The organism is Ochrobactrum sp. CGA5 (assembly GCF_006345815.1).
In the GTDB taxonomy this organism is placed as follows: domain Bacteria; phylum Pseudomonadota; class Alphaproteobacteria; order Rhizobiales; family Rhizobiaceae; genus Brucella.
On record NZ_VCIG01000038.1, the window covers coordinates 63,641 to 87,124 of the forward strand.

A 23,484-nucleotide genomic window follows, 5' to 3' on the forward strand; every position below is an offset into this window, starting at 1 on the left:
CGTAGCCATGGGATTCTGGCTTGTTGCAGCATTACTGACATTGGCAGCTACTTTGGCTGTTTTGTTGCCTCTCACGTGGCGCAAGCAGGCATTCTTGCCCGCTGAAAAGAATGATCTCGAGGTCTATCGGGACCAGTTGCGTGAGGTCGAAGCCGACGCTGCACGCGGTATGATCGACCCTCAGAGCGCCGAACAGGCACGCATTGAAATATCACGTCGCATTTTGAATGCTGAAAAGTCAGCTAAGGAAGCTGCAGAAGCCGCGGGCAGAGCCGCACCGGGCCGATTGCTGGCTTTTATCGCGGTCCTTGCCGTGCCGCTGATCGCCTGGGGCATCTATCCGCTTCTCGGTAAACCGGACATGCCATCCATGCCGCTGGCCGAACGGCTTTCGGCCGCTGCGGATCGCGGTTCTGTCGATGAGCTTGTGGCGCGTGCCGAAGCGCATCTGGCACAAAACCCAGGCGATGTGCGTGGATGGGATGTGCTGGCGCCGATCTATCTGCGGCTTGGTCGTGCTACAGATGCCGTCAATGCATATCGCACTTCCATTCGCATTGCTGGAGAGAACTTCCCGCGTGTTCTGGGCTTGGGTGAAGCACTGGCAACCGCTTCGGGTGGTACCGTGACCGCGGAGGCAGAAAGCTTCTTCAATAAAGCTGCCGATCTCGAACCAAATGATGTGCGTCCGCAGTTTTATCTTGCACAGGGAGAGATGCAGGACGGTCGCATGGATATGGCTGCCAATCGGCTACAGGCGTTTCTCGACAAGGCGCCGGCTGATGCCCCATGGCGCGGCCAGATCGAACAGGCTATCGCCCGGCTTCGTAACCCTATTTCCGGTGGCGTACAGCAACCGAAAGGGCCGACGGCGGACGATGTTGATGCCGCTTCATCACTAAGCCCGGAAGACCGGCAAGCGATGATCGAAGGCATGGTTCAACGTCTTGATGAAAGTCTTCGCCAGAATAGTGGGGATGTCGAAGGCTGGAAGCGTCTCGTGCGCTCCTATATCATCCTCAACCGTCGCGATGCAGCGCTGGACGCGCTAAATCGCGGCATGACAGCCCTTCAGGGCGAAAGCCGGACGAACCTGCAGAGCTTCGCAGCCGGTCTTGGACTGGAAACAGGGAACGCACAAAAATGAGCGCGACCGCAGACGACAATGCAAGGGGTGGCAAACCGGCGGGTAATTTTGCCCGGACCGTCAGCCGGAGAAAGCGCAAGCGCCTGTTCCTTATCGGCGGCGCACTGGCAGTTTTGGCCGTAGCGGTGGGGCTGATGCTGATGGCTTTCAGTCAGGACATCCGTTTCTTCCGCACACCCGCCGATCTAACGGAGCAGGATATGGCCTCCGGCTCGCGGTTCCGTCTCGGTGGCCTCGTCGAGGAAGGCTCTGTCAGCCGCGACGGCAGCGAACTGCGTTTCACGGTGACAGATACGATCAAGACCGTGAAAGTCGTGTTCGAAGGCATTCCGCCCGATCTTTTTCGCGAAGGGCAAGGCGTCGTAGCCGAAGGACGTTTCGGAGACGACGGTGTGTTCCGTGCCGACAATGTTCTGGCGAAGCATGACGAGAACTACGTTCCCAAGGACCTTGCCGACAGCTTGAAGGAAAAGGGCGTCTGGGAAGGCAAGTAGAGGTTAGAGCATTCCGTATCGGACCTGCGGTCCGGCAGGATGCTTGATGGAGATTGCAGATGAGTGTCGAAATTGGCCATTTTGCTCTGATTCTGGCACTGGCTCTTTCGATTGTCCAATCGATCGTGCCGGTGGTCGGCGCGCATCGCCGGGATATGCAGCTCATGGCTGTCGCGGTACCGACTGCTATTGCCGTCTTCGCACTGATCTGCCTTGCATCGGCCGTGCTTGTTCACGCCTATGTCGTGTCAGATTTCTCGGTCCTGAACGTGGTCGAGAACTCGCACTCGCAAAAGCCGCTCCTCTACAAGATCACAGGCGTCTGGGGTAATCATGAAGGCTCTATGCTGCTGTGGGTATTCATTCTCACCTTCTTCAGTGCGCTGGTCGCTGCATTTTCCGGTAATCTACCCGAAACGCTTCGCGCCAACGTTCTTGCTGTGCAGGGCTGGATCGGAGCCGCATTTCTGGCGTTCATCGTGTTCACCTCGAACCCGTTTACCCGTATTTTCCCGGCTCCGATGGAAGGGGGAGACCTCAATCCGATTCTTCAGGATATTGGTCTCGCGATCCATCCGCCTCTGCTTTATCTCGGTTACGTCGGCTTTTCGGTATGTTTTTCCTTTGCCGTGGCGGCGTTGATCGAAGGACGTCTCGATGCTGCTTGGGCGCGCTGGGTGCGTCCTTGGGCGCTCGTGGCCTGGATGTTCCTGACCGGTGGCATCGCCATGGGCTCCTACTGGGCCTATTATGAGCTTGGTTGGGGCGGCTGGTGGTTCTGGGACCCTGTTGAAAATGCATCGTTCATGCCGTGGCTGGTTGGTACGGCCTTGCTCCATTCCGCTCTCGTGATGGAAAAGCGTTCGGCACTGAAAATCTGGACCGTACTGCTGGCGATTCTCACCTTTTCGCTGTCGCTGCTTGGCACCTTCCTTGTCCGCTCCGGCGTTCTGACTTCGGTTCACAGCTTCGCTACCGATCCGGGACGTGGCCTTTTCATTCTGGCGATCCTTGCAATCTTCATTGGCGGGTCGTTGTCGCTTTTCGCACTTCGCGTTCAAAGCCTGACGGCGGGCGGTATATTCCACCCGATTTCCCGCGAAGGCGCGCTCGTCTTCAATAATCTGTTCCTGACGACGGCTGCCGCGACTGTGCTGATCGGTACGCTTTATCCACTGCTGCTTGAAGTGATGACCGGCGACAAGATTTCGGTGGGTGCCCCCTTCTTCAACATGACCTTCGGCCCGCTGATGATACCGCTTCTTTTTGCGGTTCCCTTCGGGCCGCTGCTCGCCTGGAAACGCGGCGATCTTTACGGCGTGTCGCAGCGGCTGATGACGGCTTTCGCGCTCTCACTTGTGGCTGCGGCAATCGTTCTGTGGAGCACCTCGGCGAAATCGGTTCTCGCCGCCTGTGGGATCGGGCTTGCCGCGTGGCTGATTTTCGGGAGTCTGACAGACCTCTTTTTCAAGTCTGGCATCAGCAAGGTTTCCGTTGGTAAAGCATTTTCGCGGTTCAAGGGTTTGCCGCGCTCGGTCTTCGGTACCGCACTTGCCCATATCGGGCTTGGCGTGACGCTGCTTGGCATTGTAAGCGTGACCACCTTCGGCACGGAGAATGTGCTGATCATGCGTCCGGGCGATACCGCCAAGGTGCAGAACTACACGCTGCGCTTTGAAGGACTTCGCCCGCTGACCGGCTCGAACTTTACCGAAAATCGCGGCACGTTCACGCTGCTGGATTCCAGCTCGCGCAGCCTTGGGCAGATCGAACCGTCCAAGCGATTCTTCCCGGCACGCCAGATGCCGACGACAGAATCAGGCATCAAAACGCTGTGGTTCAGCCAGGTCTATGTCGCGCTTGGCGATGAACCGGGCGACGGTTCGGTCGTGGTGCGCATATGGTGGAAGCCTGACGTGACGCTTATCTGGTATGGCGCGCTTATCATGATGGTGGGTGCGTTGTTTTCTCTGGCTGACCGTCGTCTGCGGGTGGGGGCGCCTTCGCGCAGTCGCAAATCCACTTCAAAAGAAGCGGAGGCCGCAGCATGAGGACGCGCTCGGCATTGGCGGCACTCCTGCTCGGCGCTGCTTTGGCAATTCATGGAACAGCGGCACTTGCGGTCAATCCGGATGAGGTCTTATCCGATCCGGCGCTTGAAAAGCGCGCCCGTACGATCTCCAGCGAACTGCGCTGTATGGTGTGCCAGAACGAATCTATAGACGATTCCAATGCCGAGCTTGCTCGTGATCTTCGTATCCTTGTGCGTGACCGGCTAAAAGAAGGCGATAGTGACGAACAGGTGATGGACTTCATCGTAGACCGTTATGGTGAGTTCGTGCTTTTGAAGCCGCGTCTCAATGCGCGCACGGTGCTCCTGTGGGGCTTTCCGGTTGTCATCCTTCTGATCGGTGCAGTAGCGCTGGTTTTTGCTTTTCGTGGACGCAAACAGGCGGGCGAGGCGCCGAAGCCACTTACCGATAGCGAAAAGGCGGAGCTTTCACGGCTGCTTGACGGCAAATAATCGTCATGTGCTTGCGGATCCTATTCGCAACCTTACGAAACTTTCATGTTGTGGAAACGGAGCGGTAAGGTAGCCCCGACTATCTTACGCTCTATAAAGGTTTCACAGGTCCACGTTTCCTGGATAATCAGGGCGACGACCGGATTACTGCTCGTAAGGAGAAATACATGTCCAGAGCCAGGATTTCCAACTATCGCAAGGGCGTTGCCGCGATTGCATTGTCGGCTGCTCTAGCCGGTGGTTTTGTCGCAACCGGTCCGCTCGGCGCACTCAACGATGCCCGCGCGGAAGCTGTGCAGATAACGCCGCCGCCGCAGGCGGCGGGTTTTGCCGATCTGGTTGAGAAGGTTCGTCCTGCTGTCGTCAGTGTCCGTGTAAAGAAAGACGTGCAGCAAACTGCCGACCGCGGCGGCGGCGGCCAGTTTTTCGGCCCTCCCGGCTTCGACCAGCTTCCCGACGATCATCCGTTAAAGCGCTTTTTCCGCGATTTCGGCGTGGATCCGCGTGGCGACGCACGTCCCGATGCCCGCCCGGACCGTCGTGGCCCCGGCAAGCGAGGCCCACGCCCCGGTCATGAACGTCCGGTCGCTCAGGGTTCCGGCTTCTTCATTTCTGAAGACGGCTATGTCGTAACCAACAATCATGTGGTTTCCGACGGCGATGCATATAGCGTTGTCATGGATGACGGTACAGAACTTGACGCGAAGCTGATCGGTACCGATCCGCGCACCGATCTGGCCGTGCTGAAGGTCAACGATCCCAAGAAGAAGTTCACATATGTTGCATTCGGCGACGATAACAAGATTCGTGTCGGCGACTGGGTCGTGGCTGTTGGCAATCCGTTTGGTCTCGGCGGCACGGTTACGTCCGGTATCGTGTCGGCTCGTGGCCGCGATATCGGCGCGGGTCCTTACGATGACTTTATCCAGATCGACGCGGCTGTGAACAAGGGTAATTCCGGTGGTCCGGCTTTCAATCTTTCCGGTCAGGTCATTGGTATCAACACCGCCATCTTCTCGCCTTCGGGTGGCAGCGTGGGTATTGCCTTTGCAATTCCGGCCTCGACTGCAAAGCAGGTTGTTGACCAGCTCATCAAGAAGGGCTCGGTTGAGCGTGGCTGGATCGGTGTCCAGATTCAGCCAGTGACGAAGGATATTGCTGCTTCACTTGGCCTTGCCGAAGAGAAGGGCGCAATCGTTGCGTCGCCGCAGAAGGATGGCCCCGCCGCCAAGGCCGGCATTCAGTCCGGCGATGTGATCACGGCCGTGAACGGCGAGACTGTTCAGGACCCGCGCGATCTCGCTCGCAAGGTTGCTGGCATCGTTCCAGGCGAAAAGGCGGCACTCACCGTCTGGCGCAAGAACAAGGCTGAGGAAATCAAGGTCACCATTGAGGCTATGCCTGGCGATCTTGGTAAGTCGGCCAGCCCGTCTGGCGACAATGGCGGTGGCCAGAACGAGACTCTCGACTCCTATGGCCTGACCGTTACGCCGTCTGAAGACGGTAATGGTGTGGTGGTAACCGATGTCGACCCCGACAGCGATGCTTCCGATCGCGGTATCCGTTCCGGCGACATCATTGTAAGTGTCAACAACCAGACTGTGAAAAGCGCCAAGGATATCAACAGCGCCATCCGCGAAGCCGCCAAGTCGGGTCGCAAGGCCGTGCTGCTGCAGTTGCAGAGCAACGATCAGAGCCGCTTCGTGGCATTGCCGATTGATCAGGGATGATGACCGGCAGCCCTGGAAGGCTCTGAGCAACTCGATGCCAGGCGGTTCTCCGCCTGGCATCGCCTTATCAACAAACAGTATATAGTAGCGCCATGAAGATTCTCGTTATTGAAGATGACCGCGAAGCGGCCCGCTATCTGGAGAAGGCCTTCACCGAGGCCGGACATTCTGCCGATATTGCCGGTGACGGCGAGACCGGTTATGCGCTGGCCGAGAATGGAAGCTACGATGTCCTCGTCGTAGACCGCATGTTGCCGAAACGCGATGGCTTATCAGTCGTGGCCGGGTTACGCGCCAAGGGTATGGAAACACCGGTTCTGATCCTTTCTGCTCTCGGCGAGGTGGACGACCGTGTTACGGGCTTGCGGGCTGGTGGTGACGACTATTTGACCAAACCCTATGCATTTTCGGAGCTATTGGCTCGCGTGGAGGTTCTCCAGCGTCGTTCCAGCCCCCGCGAGGCCGATACGATTTATCGTGTTGGCGATCTGGAGCTTGATCGGCTTGCGCATACGGCCCGCCGACAGGACGTGGATATTACGCTCCAGCCTCGCGAATTCCGACTTCTCGAATATTTGATGCGTCATGCGGGACAGGTTGTCACGCGCACGATGCTGCTTGAAAACGTCTGGGATTACCACTTCGATCCACAGACCAATGTGATTGACGTACATATTTCGCGTTTACGTTCCAAGATCGAGAAGGGCTTCGACGTTCCGTTACTTCATACGGTGCGTGGCGCCGGCTACATGTTAAAGGCTGGACGAGCAAAACAATCTGCAGCCGCCAAGGTGGACTGATGAGCCGCTTTTCAGCGCTCATGCGCACAACCGCCGTTCGACTATCAACGCTTTATCTGCTGCTCTTCATTGTGGGCGCGGTTGCGTTGGTCTTCTATATGACCAATCTGTCGGCATCCATGCTTGCCGGGCAGACACAGGAAGCGCTTGGCGAGGAAGTTGCCAGTATCGGCAAAAGCTATGCGCGGGGCGGTATTCCGCAACTCGTGCGGACAATCGATTATCGCTCACGTCAGCCGGGCGCCTACCTCTATCTGGTCGCTGACCCGGCAGGGCGTATTCTTGCGGGTAATGTTGAAAGTGTCGAGCCGGGAGTCCTTGATACCGACGGCGTTATCGAACGAGCCTTTAATTACAGGCGCTATGGCGAACAGGGCACGGAGACGGAGCACCGCGCCATTGCGGTCGTGATCGCATTGCCGAACGGTATGCGGCTTCTGGTCGGTCGCGATCTGGGTGAACCTGAGCGGTTCCGTTATGTCGTTCGTCGGTCGCTAATGCTTGCGCTCGGTATCATGGGCGTCGGTGCGCTCTTGATCTGGCTGTTCGTTGGACGGCGTGCATTGAAGCGTATTGATGAGGTTTCGCGCGCGTCACAGCGCATCATGGATGGGGATCTGACGGGCAGACTTCCGGTGAATGGCTCAGGCGATGAATTCGACCGCCTGTCAGGCAATCTCAATGTCATGCTCGGTAGAATTCTCGAACTGAACGAAGGGCTGAAGCAGGTCTCCGACAACATTGCGCATGATCTTAAGACGCCGCTGACGCGCCTGCGCAATCGCGCGGAAGAAGCTCTTTCCGGCAAGAAAGCAGGACCGGAATATCGTGCGGCGCTTGAAGATATCATTGGCGAGTCGGATCAGTTGATCCGAACCTTCAACGCGATTCTGATGATCTCGCGTCTGGAAGCAGGCTACTCGTCCGAAAATCTGGAAAACATGCCGGTGGCGCCAATACTTCGCGACGTGGCCGAAATGTACGAGCCTGTTGCCGAGGATGTTGGCGTGAGCCTCACACTTGGCGATTTGGATGAAGTTGCGCTTCATATCAATCGCGAACTGGTCGGGCAGACAATTTCCAATCTCGTCGACAATGCAATCAAATATGCTGGCGGCGATGAGCGGAACGCGACCGTGAGCCTTTCTATGGAACGCGATCCGAACTGGGTCCGCATCATTGTTGCCGATAATGGTCCTGGCATTCCCGAAGACAAGCGCGAACAGGCGACAGAACGGTTTGTTCGCCTTGAGGAAAGTCGCACACAGCCCGGCTCGGGACTCGGTTTAAGTCTTGCCAAGGCTGTGATGAAATTGCACGGTGGCGCACTTCGTCTTGAAGGCAATGATCCGGGCCTGCGCGCTGTGCTTGAGTTCCCGTTGCCGTCGGACAAGGTCGAATAAGGACGTGACATAAGAGGGGATCATGGCGGCAGAAAACGCAACGGCACTATTCTTCGAGAGAGAGATTCGTGCTTTGACGCCGCTTGATCCCGCAAGGGCGGAGACCTTCCTGGCCGATCTTGCGGCACGCGCCGGAGAGGAGGAACTTACAGATGTCGTAGCCTTGTTGCGAAAGGCACCGGCAGCAATTTTTTTTTCCGCCGTTCTCGATCTTTCTCCGTTCATTCGCGAAGCGCTGATCCGTCATCCGGGTATTCTTGACCGCATCGTCGCCAAAGCGCCGGAGGCTGCACTAGAGGATATTCTGGCGGAAATCTCGGTCAGTGCTTCAAGTGCAGACGTGACGGAAGCCTCCCTGATGACCAGCTTGCGTGTTCTGAAACGCGAGGCGCATGTGCTGATTGCGCTTTGCGATCTCGCTGGTACCTTCGACACGCAAGCAACGACCGGCTGGCTTACCGATCTGGCCGAAACCTGCACAGGTGCTGCGGTCAGGTTTTTGCTGCTTGACGCGGATAGCACGGGCAAGATCAAACTGCCCGACCGAAACCACCCGAACATAGATAGTGGTTGGATCGTTCTGGGCATGGGTAAGTTCGGTGCGCGTGAACTCAACTACTCTTCCGATATCGATCTCATCGTATTCATCGATGAAACCCGACCGGCCATCGGTGATCCCTATGAATGTGTCGAGACTTTTTCGCGGCTGACGCGCCGCCTTGTCCGCATTCTGCAAGACCGGACCGGCGATGGTTATGTCTTCCGCGTCGATCTTCGCTTGCGCCCGGACCCCGGCTCCACGCCGCTGGCCATTCCTGTTGGCGCGGCGCTTCACTATTACGAGGGGCGCGGCCAGAATTGGGAACGCGCAGCCATGATAAAGGCGCGGCCCGTAGCGGGGGACCTTGAATCCGGAAAACTGGTGCTAGCGGAGCTTTCACCTTATGTCTGGCGCAAGTATCTCGACTATGCGGCCATTGCCGATGTGCATTCGATCAAGCGCCAGATTCACGCCCACAAGGGGCACGGCGATATTGCGGTGCGCGGCCATAATGTGAAGCTGGGACGCGGCGGCATTCGTGAAATCGAATTCTTCGTTCAGACGCAGCAGCTCATCGCTGGCGGACGCTTTCCCGAATTGCGCGGTAACCAGACGGTACCGATGCTTGCACGGCTCGCAGAGCGGGGCTGGATCACTGAGACGGCCCGCGATGCTTTGGCCAAGGAATATTATTTCCTCCGCGATGTCGAGCATCGCATCCAGATGATTGCTGACGAGCAGACGCATATTCTGCCAGAAGACGATGAAGGCTTTGTGCGTGTTGCACATATGATGGGTTATACCGATCCGGCGGCCTTCTCAGACGTCTTTTTTGATGCGCTCAAGGTCGTCGAAAAGCACTATGCGGCCCTGTTCGAGCAGGCCCCCGAACTTGGAAGTTCTTCTGGAAATCTGGTTTTTACCGGCGATGTTGACGATCCCGGTACGCTGGAGACGCTTGCCGCGATGGGCTATGAGCGTCCGAGCGATATATGCCGAGTGATCCGTACATGGCACTTCGGGCGTTATCGTGCCACACAATCTGCAGAGGCACGCGAGCGTCTGACCGAACTGACGCCTGCTTTGCTCAAGGCATTTGCCGAAACCAAGCGCGCGGACGAGGCGCTTTTGCGTTTCGATGGGTTTTTGAAAGGTCTGCCTGCGGGCATCCAGCTTTTCAGCCTCTTGCAGTCCAATCCGCGTCTCCTCAATCTCCTCGTAATGATTATGAGCGCCGCCCCCCGACTTGCCGAAATCATTACCCGCAACCCACATGTTTTCGACGGTTTGCTTGATCCTGCGATTTTCTCCGAAATGCCGACACGCGCCTATCTGGAAGAGCGCCTTCGTGTATTTCTGGGACCTGCGACCGACTATGAGGAAGTGCTGGACCGGCTGCGCATTTTTGCTGCCGAGCATCGCTTTTTGATCGGTATCCGACTACTGACAAGCGCCATTGACGGCGTGCGCGCTGGCCGGGCCTTCTCCGATCTGGCCGAGTTGATGATCGGCAAAGCGTTTGAGGTTGTAGCGACCGAATTGGAGCGACGCCACGGCAAGGTGAAGGGCGCTAGGGTTGCTCTCTTGGCTATGGGCAAGCTTGGCAGTCGCGAACTCACAGCTGGTTCCGATGTCGATCTCATCCTGCTTTACGATCATGACAAGGTGACTGATGAATCCGACGGCGAAAAGCCGTTAGCTCCGTCGCAATATTATATCCGCCTGACACAACGACTTATTGCGGCACTTTCCGCGCCAACGGCGGAAGGTGTGCTTTACGAAGTCGATATGCGGCTGCGTCCTTCAGGCAACAAGGGACCGGTCGCGACCCATATCGAATCCTTCGGCAAGTATCAGCGCAGCGAAGCATGGACATGGGAGCATATGGCCTTGACCCGCGCGCGTCCGATCCATGGCGACGATGCCTTTATGGATCAGATCAGGCGCGAGATTGACGAGGTACTGTCTGCGCCGCGTGATGTAAAGAAAATCGCGAAAGACGTACGCGAGATGCGTGACCTTATCTATCAGGAAAAGCCACCCGCCGATGATTGGGATTTCAAGCTGAAGCCCGGCGGCATTGTCGATCTGGAATTCATCGCACAGTTTGCCGTATTGGCAAACAAGCTTGACCGGAAGTCTCGCCCCTTGGGTACGGAAGAAATCCTTTCAGCCCTCGACCCATCCTTTGCCGATCCGGCGCTTGCCGATAATCTTGTCGGTGCCCATCGCCTTTATACCAATCTGAGCCAGACGATTCGTCTGTGTCTTGGCGGCGACGCCAAACGCGAAGAATTCATACCCGGAATGATCGATCTGCTATGCCGCGCAGCGGACATGCCAGACATAAAACGCGTAGAACATCATCTGGCAGAAGTCGCCGTTGACGTGCGGACAAGTTTCGAGAAGCTTTTGAATATCTAGAGTATTTCCAGCAAAAGTGCGAAGCGGTTTTGCGTGGGATAATGCGATGAAACAAAGACTTAGAGCGGTTCCAGCAGCTCTGTTTTAACTGGAGCCGCTCTGATCAGGCGGCATGGATTTCCGCGCTGTGATTGCCAGCATGACTCAATTTACGATCAGGAATGCAGACCGAAACCACTGTGCCAACGCCCTCGGTCGAGCGAATGCGAAGCCAGCCGCCGTGAAGCTCAGCCAGTGAACGGGTAATGGCGAGTCCCAGGCCGGAGCCCGTGTGAGTTTTGGTGAACTGGTTCTCAACCTGCTCGAAGGGCTGTCCGATTTTCTTGATGGCTGATTTCGGGATGCCGACACCGGTATCCTGAATCGTCATGAACAGGGCCGAGCTGGTCTTGCGCGCGCGCACCGTGATCTGCCCGCCATAGGAAGTGAATTTCACCGCATTGGACAGAAGGTTAATCAATACTTGCTTGATTGCGCGCCGATCAGCATAAAGCTGCATCGCCTCTTCAATGCGCGTATTGACCGCAATATTCTTTTCATCCGCCTGAAGCGAGATCATGCGTACCGTTTCGTTGATGAGCGGGCAGAGATCAATCTGTTCACGATCAAGCGAGAAATGACCAGCCTCGATCTTCGACATGTCGAGGATGTCGTTGATGACGTTGAGCAGGAAGTTGCCGCTCGTATGGATGTCATTGATGTATTCTTCGTAACGGTCGGAGCCGAGTGGGCCGAACGTGCCCGCCTGAATCATTTCTGAGAAACCAATGATCGCATTGAGCGGCGTGCGCAACTCATGGGACATATTGGCGAGGAATTCGGATTTTGCACGGTTCGCAGCCTCGGCGCGCTCCTTTTCCTGACCGTATTTGCGCGCAAGCTCGGACAGCTCCCGTACACGGTCCCGCTCGCCCTTGCGTGCAATGGACAGATCGTGAATTGTCGCCATCAGGCGGCGTTCACTGTCGACCAGACGTTCCTGATGGAGCTTGAGCTGGGTAATGTCAGTACCAATGGAGACCAGCCCCCCATCCTGCGTACGGCGTTCGTTGACCTGGAGCCAGCGTCCGTCGCTGAGCTGACGTTCGAAGGTCTGACCACCGGCGCGGTTGTGTTCATTGGCCATGCGACGTTCGAAGGTGAACGGGCGTGTATGGGCATCGACTTCGTTGCGCGGTACGCCGGGTTTCAGTGTCCAGACCGGAAGACCGGCATATTCGCTGAACTTGGAGTTCGCCATGACGAGGCGATTGTTGGAATCCCACAGGATAAAGGCTTCCGAAATGTTCTCAATGGCTTCGCGGATACGCATATCAGCTTCCGCCGTCTGCTGCGCAAAACGGTGCTGTTCGCTGACGTCGAAGGCGATTCCGACAAGATGAAGATCGCCTTCGCTGGCAATTTCCGCACGGACACGCATCCATACCCATGAACCATCAGCATGGCGCATACGAAAGACACGGTCCACGTGAGAAATATCGCCCGCGGCTGCCTGCTCGGCGATGGAGTAAAGGTCGCCATCCTCCGTATTGATGATGGCCGCCACATCCCCGAATGGCAGCACCGCATCCTGCGCTTCGTATCCCAGCATCTCATACATGGAGCGTGACCAATAGATACGGCCGCGGGCCATATCCCAATCCCACAGTCCGCAGCGACCACGCCCAAGCGCCAGATCAATGCGACGCTGAATCTGGCCGGAAAGATCATCGGCCTCGCGGGCCCGCGCTGCCTGGCTGAAATAGGCATAGAGAATGGCGAACATAACCCCGGTCGTTCCGGCAAAAAGCGTCACATTGAGCGACACGGCCCGGCGCCATTCCGCAAAGATCGTGCTTTCCGGTTCGACGGCGATAACGGAGTAGGGCAGGGTCATCGGTTTTGACAGGGCCCCGAAAGCGGGCTCACCTTGCAGCATGACTTTCAGTACGCCTGCACGTTCCGCAAACAGGAACAGCGGTTGCGCTTCCGAAAGGAACGTCTCGACCGGCTTGCCGGATAGATCGGATATCGGACCAGAAGCCGCTACGACGGAGGACTGTTGCGTGTCGATGACTGCAAGCGTCATACCGGACGAAGACAGCCCTCGCGAACGGAACTCCGCCATAGTCTCCTGAATATCTTTCGTGGCGATCTGGGCGCCAGTGTCGGTGCCGTTGGCAACTCGCTCGATCATCTGTGCAAGATTGGCGGTCGCGGCCGACAGAAAAGCCCTATGCTGCTGCTCGATATCCTCGCGCCATGCCAGCATCGAAAAGACGCGGGCAATGCCGAGAATAATCAGGAAAATGATGATAAGTGCAGGAACGAGACGTCTAAGTATGGGCTCGATTGAGATGAACTTGCCATAGGCCGGGCCAGCAAGAAGACTGACGTGGCCCGAAAGCTTGCCCTTCTTTCTTTTCCGACCGGATTCGCAATGCGTCCCCGCCGGCGCGCCATACGCGTCGGTGCTCGCCATATAATGGTCCCTCGTGAATTCCCTGCGAGTGAAGTGATTCGGAATACGCCACCTCCGAATGTCATCAATGAATCAAAAGTGATTCGCGCTGTCCAGCGAATTCGTTAATGAGACGTAAAAATCGGGAGTTTTATCAGCCAATTTGTTCATGAATCTCAAGCTCTTAAGCGAAATCGGCATGGCACCCGATTCGGCTAAAGGCATGAAAAGACTCATGAAAGCCGACTGTTTGCAGTCATTCCGATCATCAGCATAAAAAGCCTCGTTCCGACTGCTGGTTAAGCAGCTGTAACGAGCGAATTATCACGACAATAAGAATAGATTGCGAATCAGGCGAGAGTGCGGTCCACAATATCGCGCAGGTCGGTCGACAGTTTGCCTGCGCCTGAAATACGCGCGAGCGCTGCCCTTGCATGCTCGCGGCGGGTATCCTCAAGCGAACGCCAGGAACGAAGCGCCGTCAGAAGCCGCGCTGCGAGCTGCGGATTTTCTGGATCTATGGCCAGGATCGTATCTGCAAAAAACTCGTAAGCCGCGCCATCCTTGCGGTTGAATCCGGTTGGATTGGATGCAGAGAACGAACCGATCACTGAGCGGACGCGGTTCGGGTTGTCGAGTGAGAAAAGGGCGTGTTTCGTAAGATCGCGCACGACCTGCAAGGCTTCGTCACCAGGGCGGCTCGCCTGCACGCTGAACCACTTGTCCATCACAAGACCGTCTTTGCCGAACTGGCGTTCGAAACCTGCGAGTGCATCCTTCGCCTCGTTCGTGTCACCAAAGCGGTGTACCAGAATGGCCAATGCCGCGAAGCGGTCGGTCATGTTGTCCGCATTGGCAAATTGCCTAGTGGCGCGTTCCTGACTGTTCTCGTGGCGGCTCAGATAATCGAGCAGCGCATTCCGCAAGGCACGTTTGCCTGCTGCGCCCGCATCTGGCGAGAAAGCGCCATCCTGTTTCAGGGCATCGTAGAGACTGGCGAAGTCGCCGGCGTAACGGGCGGCAATGGCCTCCACCAGATGGTTTCGGCTGGCGAGGATCGCATCGGGGTCGACATTATTACCCATCTCGCGTGCAATATCGCTTTCGCTCGGCAGCGTGAGGCAGAGCGCACGGAAGGCCGGATCTAGCGTTTCGTCGGATGCCACTTTTCCGGCAAGTTCAATGATCTTGTCTTCAACCGCCGGAGCGTGACCGCCGCGAACACGCTTGGCGCCCTCGAGCAGAGCCTTGTTGAAAATTCCGGTTAATGCCTGCCAGCGCGCGACCGGATCGCTGTCGTTCAGTGCGAGGAAAACCCGATCATCGTCCGATAAAGGCGCTGAGAGGTTTATGGGAGCCGAGAACCCGCGCAACAGAGACGGCACTGGGCGTTCCTTGATGCCGTTAAGAATGATCTTCTCGGAGGAGCGATGCAGGTGGATAACGTCGTCGCGCACATCCCCACCTTCGATTGAGGTTGGAACCATATCCTTGCCGTCACGACCCAGAAGGCCGAAAGCAATCGGGATATGCATCGGCTTCTTGACTGTTTGTCCTGGCGTCGCTCCCAGCGACTGTACCAGTTCAATTGTGTAGGCTTCTTTCGCTGCGTCATAAGTGAAGGCAGCTTCCACTTTCGGTGTTCCGGCCTGATCGTACCAGAGCGCGAATTGCGAAAAGTCCTGGCCCGAAACATCGGCAAAGACCTTGACGAAATCCTCGATGGTTGCGGCTTCACCGTCATGGCGTTCGAAATAGAGGTCCATCCCCTTGCGGAACAGATCAGGCCCGATGATCGTGCGGATCATACGCACCACTTCCGAACCTTTTTCATAGACGGTCGCCGTATAGAAATTGTTGATCTCGCGATATTCGCGCGGGCGCACGGGATGGGCGAGCGGCCCGGCATCTTCCGGGAATTGCTGCGCCTTGAGAATCTTCACCTCGGCGATCCGCTTCACCGGGCGCGAGCGCTGATCGGCGGAAAATTCGTGGTCGCGATAGACCGTCAAGCCTTCCTTGAGGCAGAGCTGGAACCAGTCGCGACAGGTGATGCGGTTTCCGGTCCAGTTGTGGAAATATTCATGCGCGATCACTGCCTCGATGCCCGCATAATCGACGTCAGTAGCTGTTTCCGGGTCAGCCAACACATATTTGTCGTTGAAGACGTTAAGTCCCTTGTTCTCCATCGCGCCCATGTTGAAATCGGAAACGGCAACTATGTTGAAGACGTCGAGATCATATTCCCGCCCAAAAGTCTCCTCGTCCCAGCGCATGGAGCGTTTCAATGCGTCCATCGCGTAGAATGCGCGGCTTTCCTTGCCGTGTTCCACATAGATCGCCAGATCGACCGGTTTCCCCGACTGCGTGGTGAACTGATCCTTCACGACGCCAAGAGATCCTGCAACAAGCGCGAAGAGATAGGAGGGCTTTGGATGCGGATCGTGCCAGACGGAAAAATGCCAGCCCAGCTTGCCTTCGACCGATCCACTGTCAACGGGATTGCCATTGGAGAGAAGAATGGGAGCGGCTTGCTTGTCGGCTTCAATACGCACCGTGTAAACGGACAAAACATCCGGGCGATCATAATAATAGGTTATACGTCGGAAGCCTTCCGCCTCACATTGTGTGCAATAAACGCCGCTTGAACGATAGAGACCAGATAGCTGACGGTTGGTCGTCGGATTGATTTCCGTCACAATTTCAAGTGTGAAGCGCTTGCTTTCCGGCAGGTCGCTGATTGCGAGCTGGTCGGGCGTTGCGACGTAGCTGTTGGCGGCAAGTGGTTTGCCGTCAATGGCGATGGTGACGAGCTTCAGTTCGTCCCCATCGAGGACCAATGGCATATCAGCCGCGATGCCATCCCGGCGTTCAATCGTCAGCGTCGCGCGGGCGATGGTTTTTTCCGGTTCCAGTGAGAAGTCCAGTTTCGTCTCGGGTATAGCGTATGGGGTTGGATGGTAATCTTCGAGACGGAATGTCTGGCCGGTTTCAGTACGCATAGCGAAACTCTCTCTCTGAACTCACGATGCGGGATTCGTACCCGGAATTGCCGCCAAGGGAAACTCAATTCCAGAACAGCCAATCAGCCTTTTTGGTGCAGTGAGCTCTTTGCCAAATAATTTTCAGCGGGCCCTTTGTGCTACTGGTGCTGTGTCACAAACAGGAATAAGAAAAAGAACACCCAATACTTTGGGTGAATCTGCGCTTGATGTTTTAAGGAATTGCGTCGTGAACGCTCGCACGAGCAGGCCTGTCGAGGCTGCCCATCTTGAAACGAACCCGATGCTTGGCATCGGTCTCAAAATCGCTTCCGTTGCCGTTTTTGTTGCCATGTCCACATTGCTGAAGGCGGCTGAGGGTGTGCCGGTGGGGCAACTGATCTTCTTCCGGTCTTTCTTCGCAATCTTCGCGATACTGCTCTATCTGGGATGGCGCGGGCAACTTTCGGGCGTATTCCACACACAGAACGGTTTCAGCCATTTTTGGCGCGGGCTGGTGGGCGTCTGTTCCATGTCGATGAGCTTTTTCGCTCTGACCAAGCTGCCGCTACCGGAAGCAATCGCCATTAACTATGCTTCGCCGCTGATTGCCGTCATTCTCGGTGCGGTCATCCTGCATGAGGTTGTACGGTTTTATCGCTGGAGCGCAGTTTTCATCGGGCTTGGCGGCGTGATGGTTATTATCTGGCCACGATTGACGGTGTTTTCCGGCGGTGGCTTGGGCCATGACGAGGCCCTGGGTGCATTTGCCGCTCTTGGTGCGGCTATTTTATCCGCCGTCGCCATGATGCTTGTACGTCGCCTCGTGCAGACGGAACGCACCTCGACCATCGTGATTTATTTTTCCATATCCGCGAGCGTCATCTCTTTGGTAAGCTTTCCATTCGGCTGGATCGTACCGAACTGGTCACAGCTTGCCATGCTGGTTGGTGCTGGCTTTGCAGGCGGTGTCGGCCAGATTCTTTTAACCGAGTGCTATCGCCATGCGCCAATGTCTACGATTGCGCCCTTTGAATACACATCAATGCTGCTTGGGCTTGCGATCGGATTTTTGCTGTTCGGCGACATTCCAACCTTTGAAATGCTGGCGGGCAGTGCCATCGTCATGGCGGCTGGCGGCTTCATCATCTATCGCGAGCACAAGCTTTCCATCGCGCCCCACAAGGTCAACGCTCCACAGACACAGTAAACCTAGCTTTGACCGGGCGCGCCCTCCGCACGGGGATCGAGCTGCATTGTTTCCGGCGTGGACTGTCCGTCCGGCGTGTGGAACTTGTACTCGGTCTTCTGCTCACTGATGGCCGGACGCTCGAAGCGACGGATGCGCCAGAAAGCATGTAAGCCATATATGCCGTAAGCGACGGCCATGGTGACGAAGAATCCAGATGCACCGATCAGGTCCATCAGCGGGCCGGAAAGGGCAGGTCCGATGACGCTGCCCACACCGTATATAATTAGCAATCCGCCAGAAACTTTCACGAATTCGCTGGCATCTGCATAGTCATTGGCATGGGCGACGTTGAGGCTGTAGATCGGATAAATCACCGAGCCGAACAGAAACATCATGATATAAAGTGCATAGGGTGATGTCGGGTGGAAAAGCACCATCACCATCGACAGGGCAAAGCCGATGACACCGGCGATCAGCATGACATAGCGACGATCAACAAAATCCGATCCCCGTCCGAGCGGATACTGGAAGATAGCCCCACCGACCATAGCGCAAGCCAGCATCGTGGCGATGCCGAAAGTCGAAAGACCGTTCATCTCACCGTAAATGGCAGCCAGGAAGTTCCAGGTGCCTGCAACAATACCTGCGATCAGCGAGCCGACAGCGGCCGCAGGCGAACGTCGATACAGGCCCTTCAGATCAAGCGATACCTGCGTCAACGGATTGGGTGACTGCGCGCTTGAAAGGGCGGTTGGAAGCAGTGCGCTTGCATAGATGATGGCGCAAATGATGAAGAGCGTCTGCGTTCCCGCATCGCCGAACGGCAGAATATATTGACCACACAGCAGGCCGAGCATGGTGATGATCATATAGATCGAGAAGATGCGGCCACGCGATTCATTGGTCACACGCTCGTTCAGCCAGCTTTCGATAATCATATAGCTGCCTGCGAGCGAAAAACCTGCGACGCCACGGAAGATCATCCATGCGACGGGATTGACTACCAATGCGTGGAAAAGAAGCGCCATCGAAAGCAGCGTCGCAAGCGAAGAGAACACGCGCACATGACCCACTCGCCGCACCAGATGAGGCACCACAATGCAACCGATCGTGAAGGCGAGGGAGTAGCTTGTACCCATCCAGCCGATGGTCGTGGTAGACCACCCCTCCATGCCGCCGCGCAGGGGTAGAAGAATACCGGCAAGACCACCGGCAAGCAGCATCAGAAAGGTGCTTGCGAGCAACGCGGCTATGGGCAGCAGCTGGCCAGCCATGAAAAACTCCACTAGAGCATTTCCAGCAAAGTGCGAAGCGGTTTTGCGTCGGATAATGCGTAAAAGGCAAACAGATAGAGCGCTTTCCGCTCCAGGAAACTGAATTTAGAGCTACTTGTCGCCGCGAGACGTTTTGGCAAGCGGCGAAATAGAACAAGTTTGCGGCATGTTGGTGACAATGCCGCGTGCCGATGCCACTGAATTACGGATATTTCAACTAATCAGTTCGGTCAATTTCAACTTCACAGCCAGAAAATCGCGCCATGCAAAACGCTTTTGCGCCGGGGTCCGCAGAAGATAGGCCGGATGCAGGGTCGGCATAACGGGAATTTCGAGGCCGGAGGGTGACCGATGAATTTTCCAATTACCGCGCAGCCGAAGGATGCCTTCCGTCGCACCAGTGAGTGCCTTGCCCGCCGGCCCGCCGAGCGCAACCAGGACTTTCGGCGCGGCAAGTTCGATCTGTCGTTCGATGAATGGCCGACAGAGCTCGGTTTCCAGTGGCGTCGGCGTGCGGTTACCGGGCGGACGCCAAGGGATGGTGTTGGCAATATAGACGTTTTCTCGCTTTAGGCCGATAGATTCGATCATGCGGTTAAGAAGCTGTCCAGATTTTCCGACAAATGGCAATCCTTCCATATCCTCGTCCCGTCCCGGCGCTTCGCCGATGAACATGATGTCGGAGGCCGGATCGCCGTCAGCGAAACAAAGGTTCTTCGCCGTAAATTTCAGGTTACAGCCGTCAAACGCAGCAAGTTTCTCACGCAATTCTTCCAGCGTTGAAGCCTGCGCTGCCGCTTCGCGTGCGAGCGCAATCTGTGCCGTATCGGGAAGGTCGGCTGCGGCTTGCACGGGCCTGCTGGTGGGGGCGGGTGTCGGGGCAGGGCGCGGTTGTTGCTGCCGGGTCCGCTCAGGCACACCTGACACTTGCGCAGTTGGCTGCGAAGCGGCGGGACGCTGAGGCTCTGCAAAGCGGTCTATCGGCGTTTCCGAAAGCGGCATGTCAACGCCTGCTTCCGCATAGAAGCGGAGCAAACCTTCAATATCCAGCGTTTCGCGATTGTCAGCCATTTTGTACCTCACCTCTGAGGTGACGAATTTTGTAGGTGAATGCAAGAGCCAGGTTTGGATTTCGAACTTGTTTCAATGGTAAGTGACAGTTCCTGCCCGATTTAACGCCACCCTACCCAAGTCAGGCCCAGCTATGGCTCTCTTCTGCCCTTGATGTGTTGGGGAGCGTTGCTTCTTCCACACTCACAAACAAATCCTCATCGCGGCTTCTTGAATAGATTAGGTTTGACGTTTACGTTAAGGTAAATAAATATCAGGACGTGGAACGCCTGTTTTGGACAATTGGACGCATTTGCGACAGTCTATAACTCTGCGACAGGGTAAGGCGGACTACGGGGAAACGGCATGTCTTTTCGAGTGCCATGAGTGCTGACGGGCCGTTGGTTCATGGGTATTCGCGATTAGATCATGCGCAAAAACAATTGGATGCGTCGTCTGGGCTATCTTAGTGAGAAGACGATGTTACACCGGACGGAGGGATGAATGTCTGAAGCCCCAGAATATGCAAACCAGGAGCTTCCCGAACGCGAGAGCATGGAATTCGACGTTGTGATCGTCGGCGCGGGTCCGGCTGGCCTTGCTGCGGCGATCCGCCTGAAGCAGGCGAATCCCGAGCTTTCTGTCGTTGTCCTTGAAAAGGGCGGGGAAGTCGGCGCGCATATTCTTTCTGGCGCTGTTGTCGACCCGGTGGGGATCGACCAGCTTCTTCCGGGCTGGCGCGAGGAGGAGGGGCATCCCTTCAAGACGCCGGTTACTGCCGATCATTTCCTCGTGCTGGGGCCTGCAGGCTCGGTGCGTTTGCCGAATTTCGCAATGCCGCCTTTGATGAACAATCATGGCAATTACATCGTGTCCCTGGGCAATGTCTGCCGCTGGCTCGGCACCAAGGCCGAAGAGCTCGGCGTTGAAATCTATCCGGGTTTTGCGGCAACTGAAGTGCTTTATAATGACGAAGGCGCGGTCATCGGTGTTGCCACTGGCGATATGGGAGTTGAGCGCGACGGAACACATGGCCCAAATTATACGCGCGGCATGGCGCTGCTTGGTAAGTACACGCTGGTCGGCGAAGGTGCACGTGGTTCGCTTGCCAAGCAACTGATCTCAAAGTTCAAGCTGGACGAGGGTCGTGAACCCGCGAAATACGGTATCGGGCTCAAGGAACTGTGGCAGGTCGATCCTTCCAAGCACAAGCCCGGTCTGGTTCAGCACTCCTTCGGCTGGCCGCTCGACATGAAGACCGGCGGTGGATCGTTCCTGTATCATCTGGAAGACAATATGGTCGCGGTTGGCTTCGTGCTGCACCTCAACTACAAGAACCCGTATCTGTCGCCGTTTGAAGAGTTTCAGCGTTTCAAGACACATCCGGCCATTCGTGACGTTTTCGAGGGCGGCAAGCGTCTTTCCTATGGCGCACGTGCGATTACCGAAGGTGGTTTCCAGTCGGTGCCGAAGCTTTCGTTCCCGGGTGGTGCGCTCATTGGCTGCTCGGCTGGTCTGGTCAACGTGCCACGCATCAAAGGCAGTCATAATGCGGTTCTGTCCGGCATTCTCGCCGCCGACAAGATCGCCGAGGCAATTGCCGCAGGACGTGCCAATGACGAGCCGGTCGAGATCGAGAACAACTGGCGTTCGAGCCTGATTGGCAAGGATCTCAAGCGCGTTCGCAACGTTAAGCCGCTGTGGTCGAAGTTTGGCACAGTTGTTGGCGTGGCGCTCGGCGGCCTTGATATGTGGACCAACCAACTTTTCGGCTTCTCCGTTTTTGGAACGCTCAAGCATGGCAAGACTGACGCGCAGTCGCTGGAGCCAGCCGCGAAATACGCAAAGATTGATTATCCGAAGCCGGACGGTGTTTTGACGTTCGACCGTCTGTCGTCGGTGTTTCTCTCGAACACGAACCACGATGAGAACGAACCGGTGCATCTACAGGTCCGCGACATGGAACTGCAGAAGACTTCGGAACATGACGTTTTCGCTGGTCCATCGACGCGTTACTGCCCCGCTGGCGTCTATGAATGGGTGGATGCCGACGGCAACTCCGCTGCCGATCCGCAGGCAAAGGATGTACGGTTCGTCATCAACGCGCAGAACTGTGTGCACTGCAAGACTTGCGATATCAAGGACCCAAACCAGAATATCAACTGGGTGCCGCCACAAGGCGGCGAGGGACCTGTTTACGTAAACATGTAGTGTTTGCGGAAAACAGTGTCCGTCTCGGCCGCCGTGCGAGCATTTCCAGCAAAAGCGGGCACCGGTTTTGTGTTCCGGAAATGCGGCTAAAAGAGAGTCGGCGAAGGACCTGTTTACGTGAACATGTAAAAGAAAAAGGCGGTATGGGACCGCCTTTTTTATTGAAGCATGACGGACCGGGTTTCCGGTTCTTCTTCATCTGGTCGAATGGTCGGCGGAACAGAAAAATCGAGCCGCACCGGCAGATGATCGGAGCCAGCATCTTCACGTGCCGAAACCCTCGCCCCCTCGATTTCGGGGCTCACGAGTATTTGATCAATCGGCAGGCCGACATAAGGCGCGAGCATAACAGGCAGCAGGTGCGTCATCCACGTGCCGCCGATACCGGTCATATGACGGGTGCCAGAGGCATGCTCGACACGACGCACGGCATTGCTCCACGGCGCTGCATTGAAATCACCGGCGACGACCAGCGGACCTTTCAGCTTCTGTAGTTCCGGCTCGATGTAGCGGAGTTGATACGGTTGCCAGCGCGGCCATGGCCATGAAAAGTGTAGGGCTGCGACATGCACAGTCGTTCCGCCGAAATTGATCGGCGCAATTGCGAGCAAACCATCTCCGACGCAGACTGTCTGTGCATTTTCGCTGAAAGGTCTTTTTGAAAGTATGCCCACACCCCAAGTTTGGGGATCGTCAGCGCAGTTAAGCCGATAGGGGTAGGAGCCCTGAAGAATATTGAGCCATTTGGTCCATTGATTACTCGCTTCTTCATAGGTGATGATGTCGGGCTTCTCCCGCGCGATCATCTGAAGAATACGTTTCGGCTCGGGATTGTCTTCGCGCAAATTGATCTGGATAAGACTGTAGCGTGCGCCGTCCGGTTCCCGTGCCTGTGCACCGACCGAACCGCTCAGGAAATCACGTGCTGCACCAACAGTCGTACTAAGAGCCATGACGGCAAAAAGCAGAAGCATCGCTGCCTCGCGCCGCATTTTGGTGAACAGCAAGGGGATCGTCATCACCGTCAGCAACACGGCGAGGTGGGCTCGAAAATGTGAAAAGGAATCCAAGGCCGGATGCACAGCTCCGAGAAATCCGAGCACGAGCGGGACTGACAGCGCGACAGCAACCAGCAACAACAGGAATGAAAGGTTTTCACGGCTTTTCGACATGAAATTTCCCATAGGTATCGATTGCGGCGCGATGATGAAGAGGCTGGAAGGTAGGGGAATAGGTTTCTAGCAACACACATTGATTGAGCCGCTGTTTCCAG

15 protein-coding genes are annotated in these 23,484 nt (G+C 56.3%); 10 read left to right on the forward strand and 5 right to left on the reverse strand.

The features are described 5' to 3' along the window. Positions 1-7 precede the first annotated feature (7 nt). The 8 genes from ccmI to FJQ48_RS13245 all read left to right on the forward strand — a co-directional run bounded on the left by ccmI (position 8) and on the right by FJQ48_RS13245 (position 11,063). Entirely contained in the window at positions 8-1,147 is a 1,140-nt protein-coding gene (gene ccmI, locus FJQ48_RS13210) for a c-type cytochrome biogenesis protein CcmI (RefSeq protein ID WP_139975486.1), read from the forward strand. After that, positions 1,144-1,641 carry a cytochrome c maturation protein CcmE gene (gene ccmE, locus FJQ48_RS13215; protein ID WP_139975487.1) on the forward strand — a complete coding sequence of 166 codons (498 nt, stop codon included), beginning with the start codon at positions 1,144-1,146 and terminating at the stop codon, positions 1,639-1,641. The genes ccmI and ccmE overlap by 4 nt, the downstream gene beginning before the upstream one ends. Positions 1,642-1,700: 59 nt before the next feature. Then, on the forward strand, positions 1,701-3,692 hold the full coding sequence (locus FJQ48_RS13220) for a heme lyase CcmF/NrfE family subunit (RefSeq protein ID WP_139975488.1): 1,992 nt from the start codon (positions 1,701-1,703) through the stop codon (positions 3,690-3,692). Further along, entirely contained in the window at positions 3,689-4,165 is a 477-nt protein-coding gene (locus FJQ48_RS13225) for a cytochrome c-type biogenesis protein (protein WP_139975489.1), read from the forward strand. The genes FJQ48_RS13220 and FJQ48_RS13225 overlap by 4 nt, the downstream gene beginning before the upstream one ends. Before the next feature lie 167 nt (positions 4,166-4,332). Continuing rightward, the gene (locus tag FJQ48_RS13230; RefSeq protein ID WP_139975490.1) at positions 4,333-5,895 is read left to right on the forward strand and encodes a Do family serine endopeptidase; all 1,563 of its coding nucleotides are present in this window, start codon (positions 4,333-4,335) and stop codon (positions 5,893-5,895) included. A gap of 92 nt (positions 5,896-5,987) precedes the next feature. Beyond that, on the forward strand, positions 5,988-6,695 hold the full coding sequence (locus tag FJQ48_RS13235; RefSeq protein ID WP_104755461.1) for a response regulator transcription factor: 708 nt from the start codon (positions 5,988-5,990) through the stop codon (positions 6,693-6,695). Continuing rightward, the gene (locus tag FJQ48_RS13240; protein WP_180350233.1) at positions 6,692-8,098 is read left to right on the forward strand and encodes a HAMP domain-containing sensor histidine kinase; all 1,407 of its coding nucleotides are present in this window, start codon (positions 6,692-6,694) and stop codon (positions 8,096-8,098) included. The genes FJQ48_RS13235 and FJQ48_RS13240 overlap by 4 nt, the downstream gene beginning before the upstream one ends. Positions 8,099-8,120: 22 nt before the next feature. After that, positions 8,121-11,063, forward strand: coding sequence for a bifunctional [glutamine synthetase] adenylyltransferase/[glutamine synthetase]-adenylyl-L-tyrosine phosphorylase (locus FJQ48_RS13245; protein ID WP_139975492.1), 2,943 nt, complete (start codon positions 8,121-8,123; stop codon positions 11,061-11,063). Between the two features lie 103 nt (positions 11,064-11,166). On the opposite strand, the gene FJQ48_RS13250 is transcribed toward FJQ48_RS13245, so the two are convergent. After that, positions 11,167-13,524, reverse strand: a complete 2,358-nt coding sequence (locus FJQ48_RS13250) for an ATP-binding protein (RefSeq protein ID WP_139975493.1) — start codon at positions 13,522-13,524, stop codon at positions 11,167-11,169. 329 nt (positions 13,525-13,853) lie between these two features. Next, positions 13,854-16,505, reverse strand: a complete 2,652-nt coding sequence (gene pepN / locus FJQ48_RS13255) for an aminopeptidase N (RefSeq protein WP_139975494.1) — start codon at positions 16,503-16,505, stop codon at positions 13,854-13,856. Positions 16,506-16,788: 283 nt separating this feature from the next. On the opposite strand from pepN, the gene FJQ48_RS13260 reads away from it, so the two are divergent. Further along, positions 16,789-17,694: a DMT family transporter gene (locus FJQ48_RS13260; RefSeq protein ID WP_180350234.1), complete on the forward strand. Its 906-nt coding sequence runs from the start codon at positions 16,789-16,791 to the stop codon at positions 17,692-17,694. A 2-nt stretch (positions 17,695-17,696) separates the two neighbouring features. Here FJQ48_RS13260 and FJQ48_RS13265 read toward each other — a convergent pair whose 3' ends face one another. Both FJQ48_RS13265 and FJQ48_RS13270 read right to left on the reverse strand, forming a co-directional pair. Further along, the gene (locus FJQ48_RS13265) at positions 17,697-18,950 is read right to left on the reverse strand and encodes an MFS transporter (RefSeq protein ID WP_139975496.1); all 1,254 of its coding nucleotides are present in this window, start codon (positions 18,948-18,950) and stop codon (positions 17,697-17,699) included. Positions 18,951-19,163: 213 nt separating this feature from the next. Further along, positions 19,164-20,021 carry a uracil-DNA glycosylase gene (locus tag FJQ48_RS13270; RefSeq protein ID WP_139975497.1) on the reverse strand — a complete coding sequence of 286 codons (858 nt, stop codon included), beginning with the start codon at positions 20,019-20,021 and terminating at the stop codon, positions 19,164-19,166. Positions 20,022-20,504: 483 nt separating this feature from the next. Between FJQ48_RS13270 and FJQ48_RS13275 the strand changes: the two genes are divergently transcribed. After that, positions 20,505-22,211 (forward strand): electron transfer flavoprotein-ubiquinone oxidoreductase, encoded by a 1,707-nt coding sequence (locus FJQ48_RS13275; RefSeq protein ID WP_139975498.1) that lies wholly within the window; start codon positions 20,505-20,507, stop codon positions 22,209-22,211. A gap of 158 nt (positions 22,212-22,369) precedes the next feature. Here the strand turns inward: FJQ48_RS13275 and FJQ48_RS13280 are convergent, their stop codons facing one another. Next, on the reverse strand, positions 22,370-23,383 hold the full coding sequence (locus FJQ48_RS13280; protein ID WP_139975499.1) for an endonuclease/exonuclease/phosphatase family protein: 1,014 nt from the start codon (positions 23,381-23,383) through the stop codon (positions 22,370-22,372). Between the last annotated feature and the right edge of the window lie 101 nt (positions 23,384-23,484).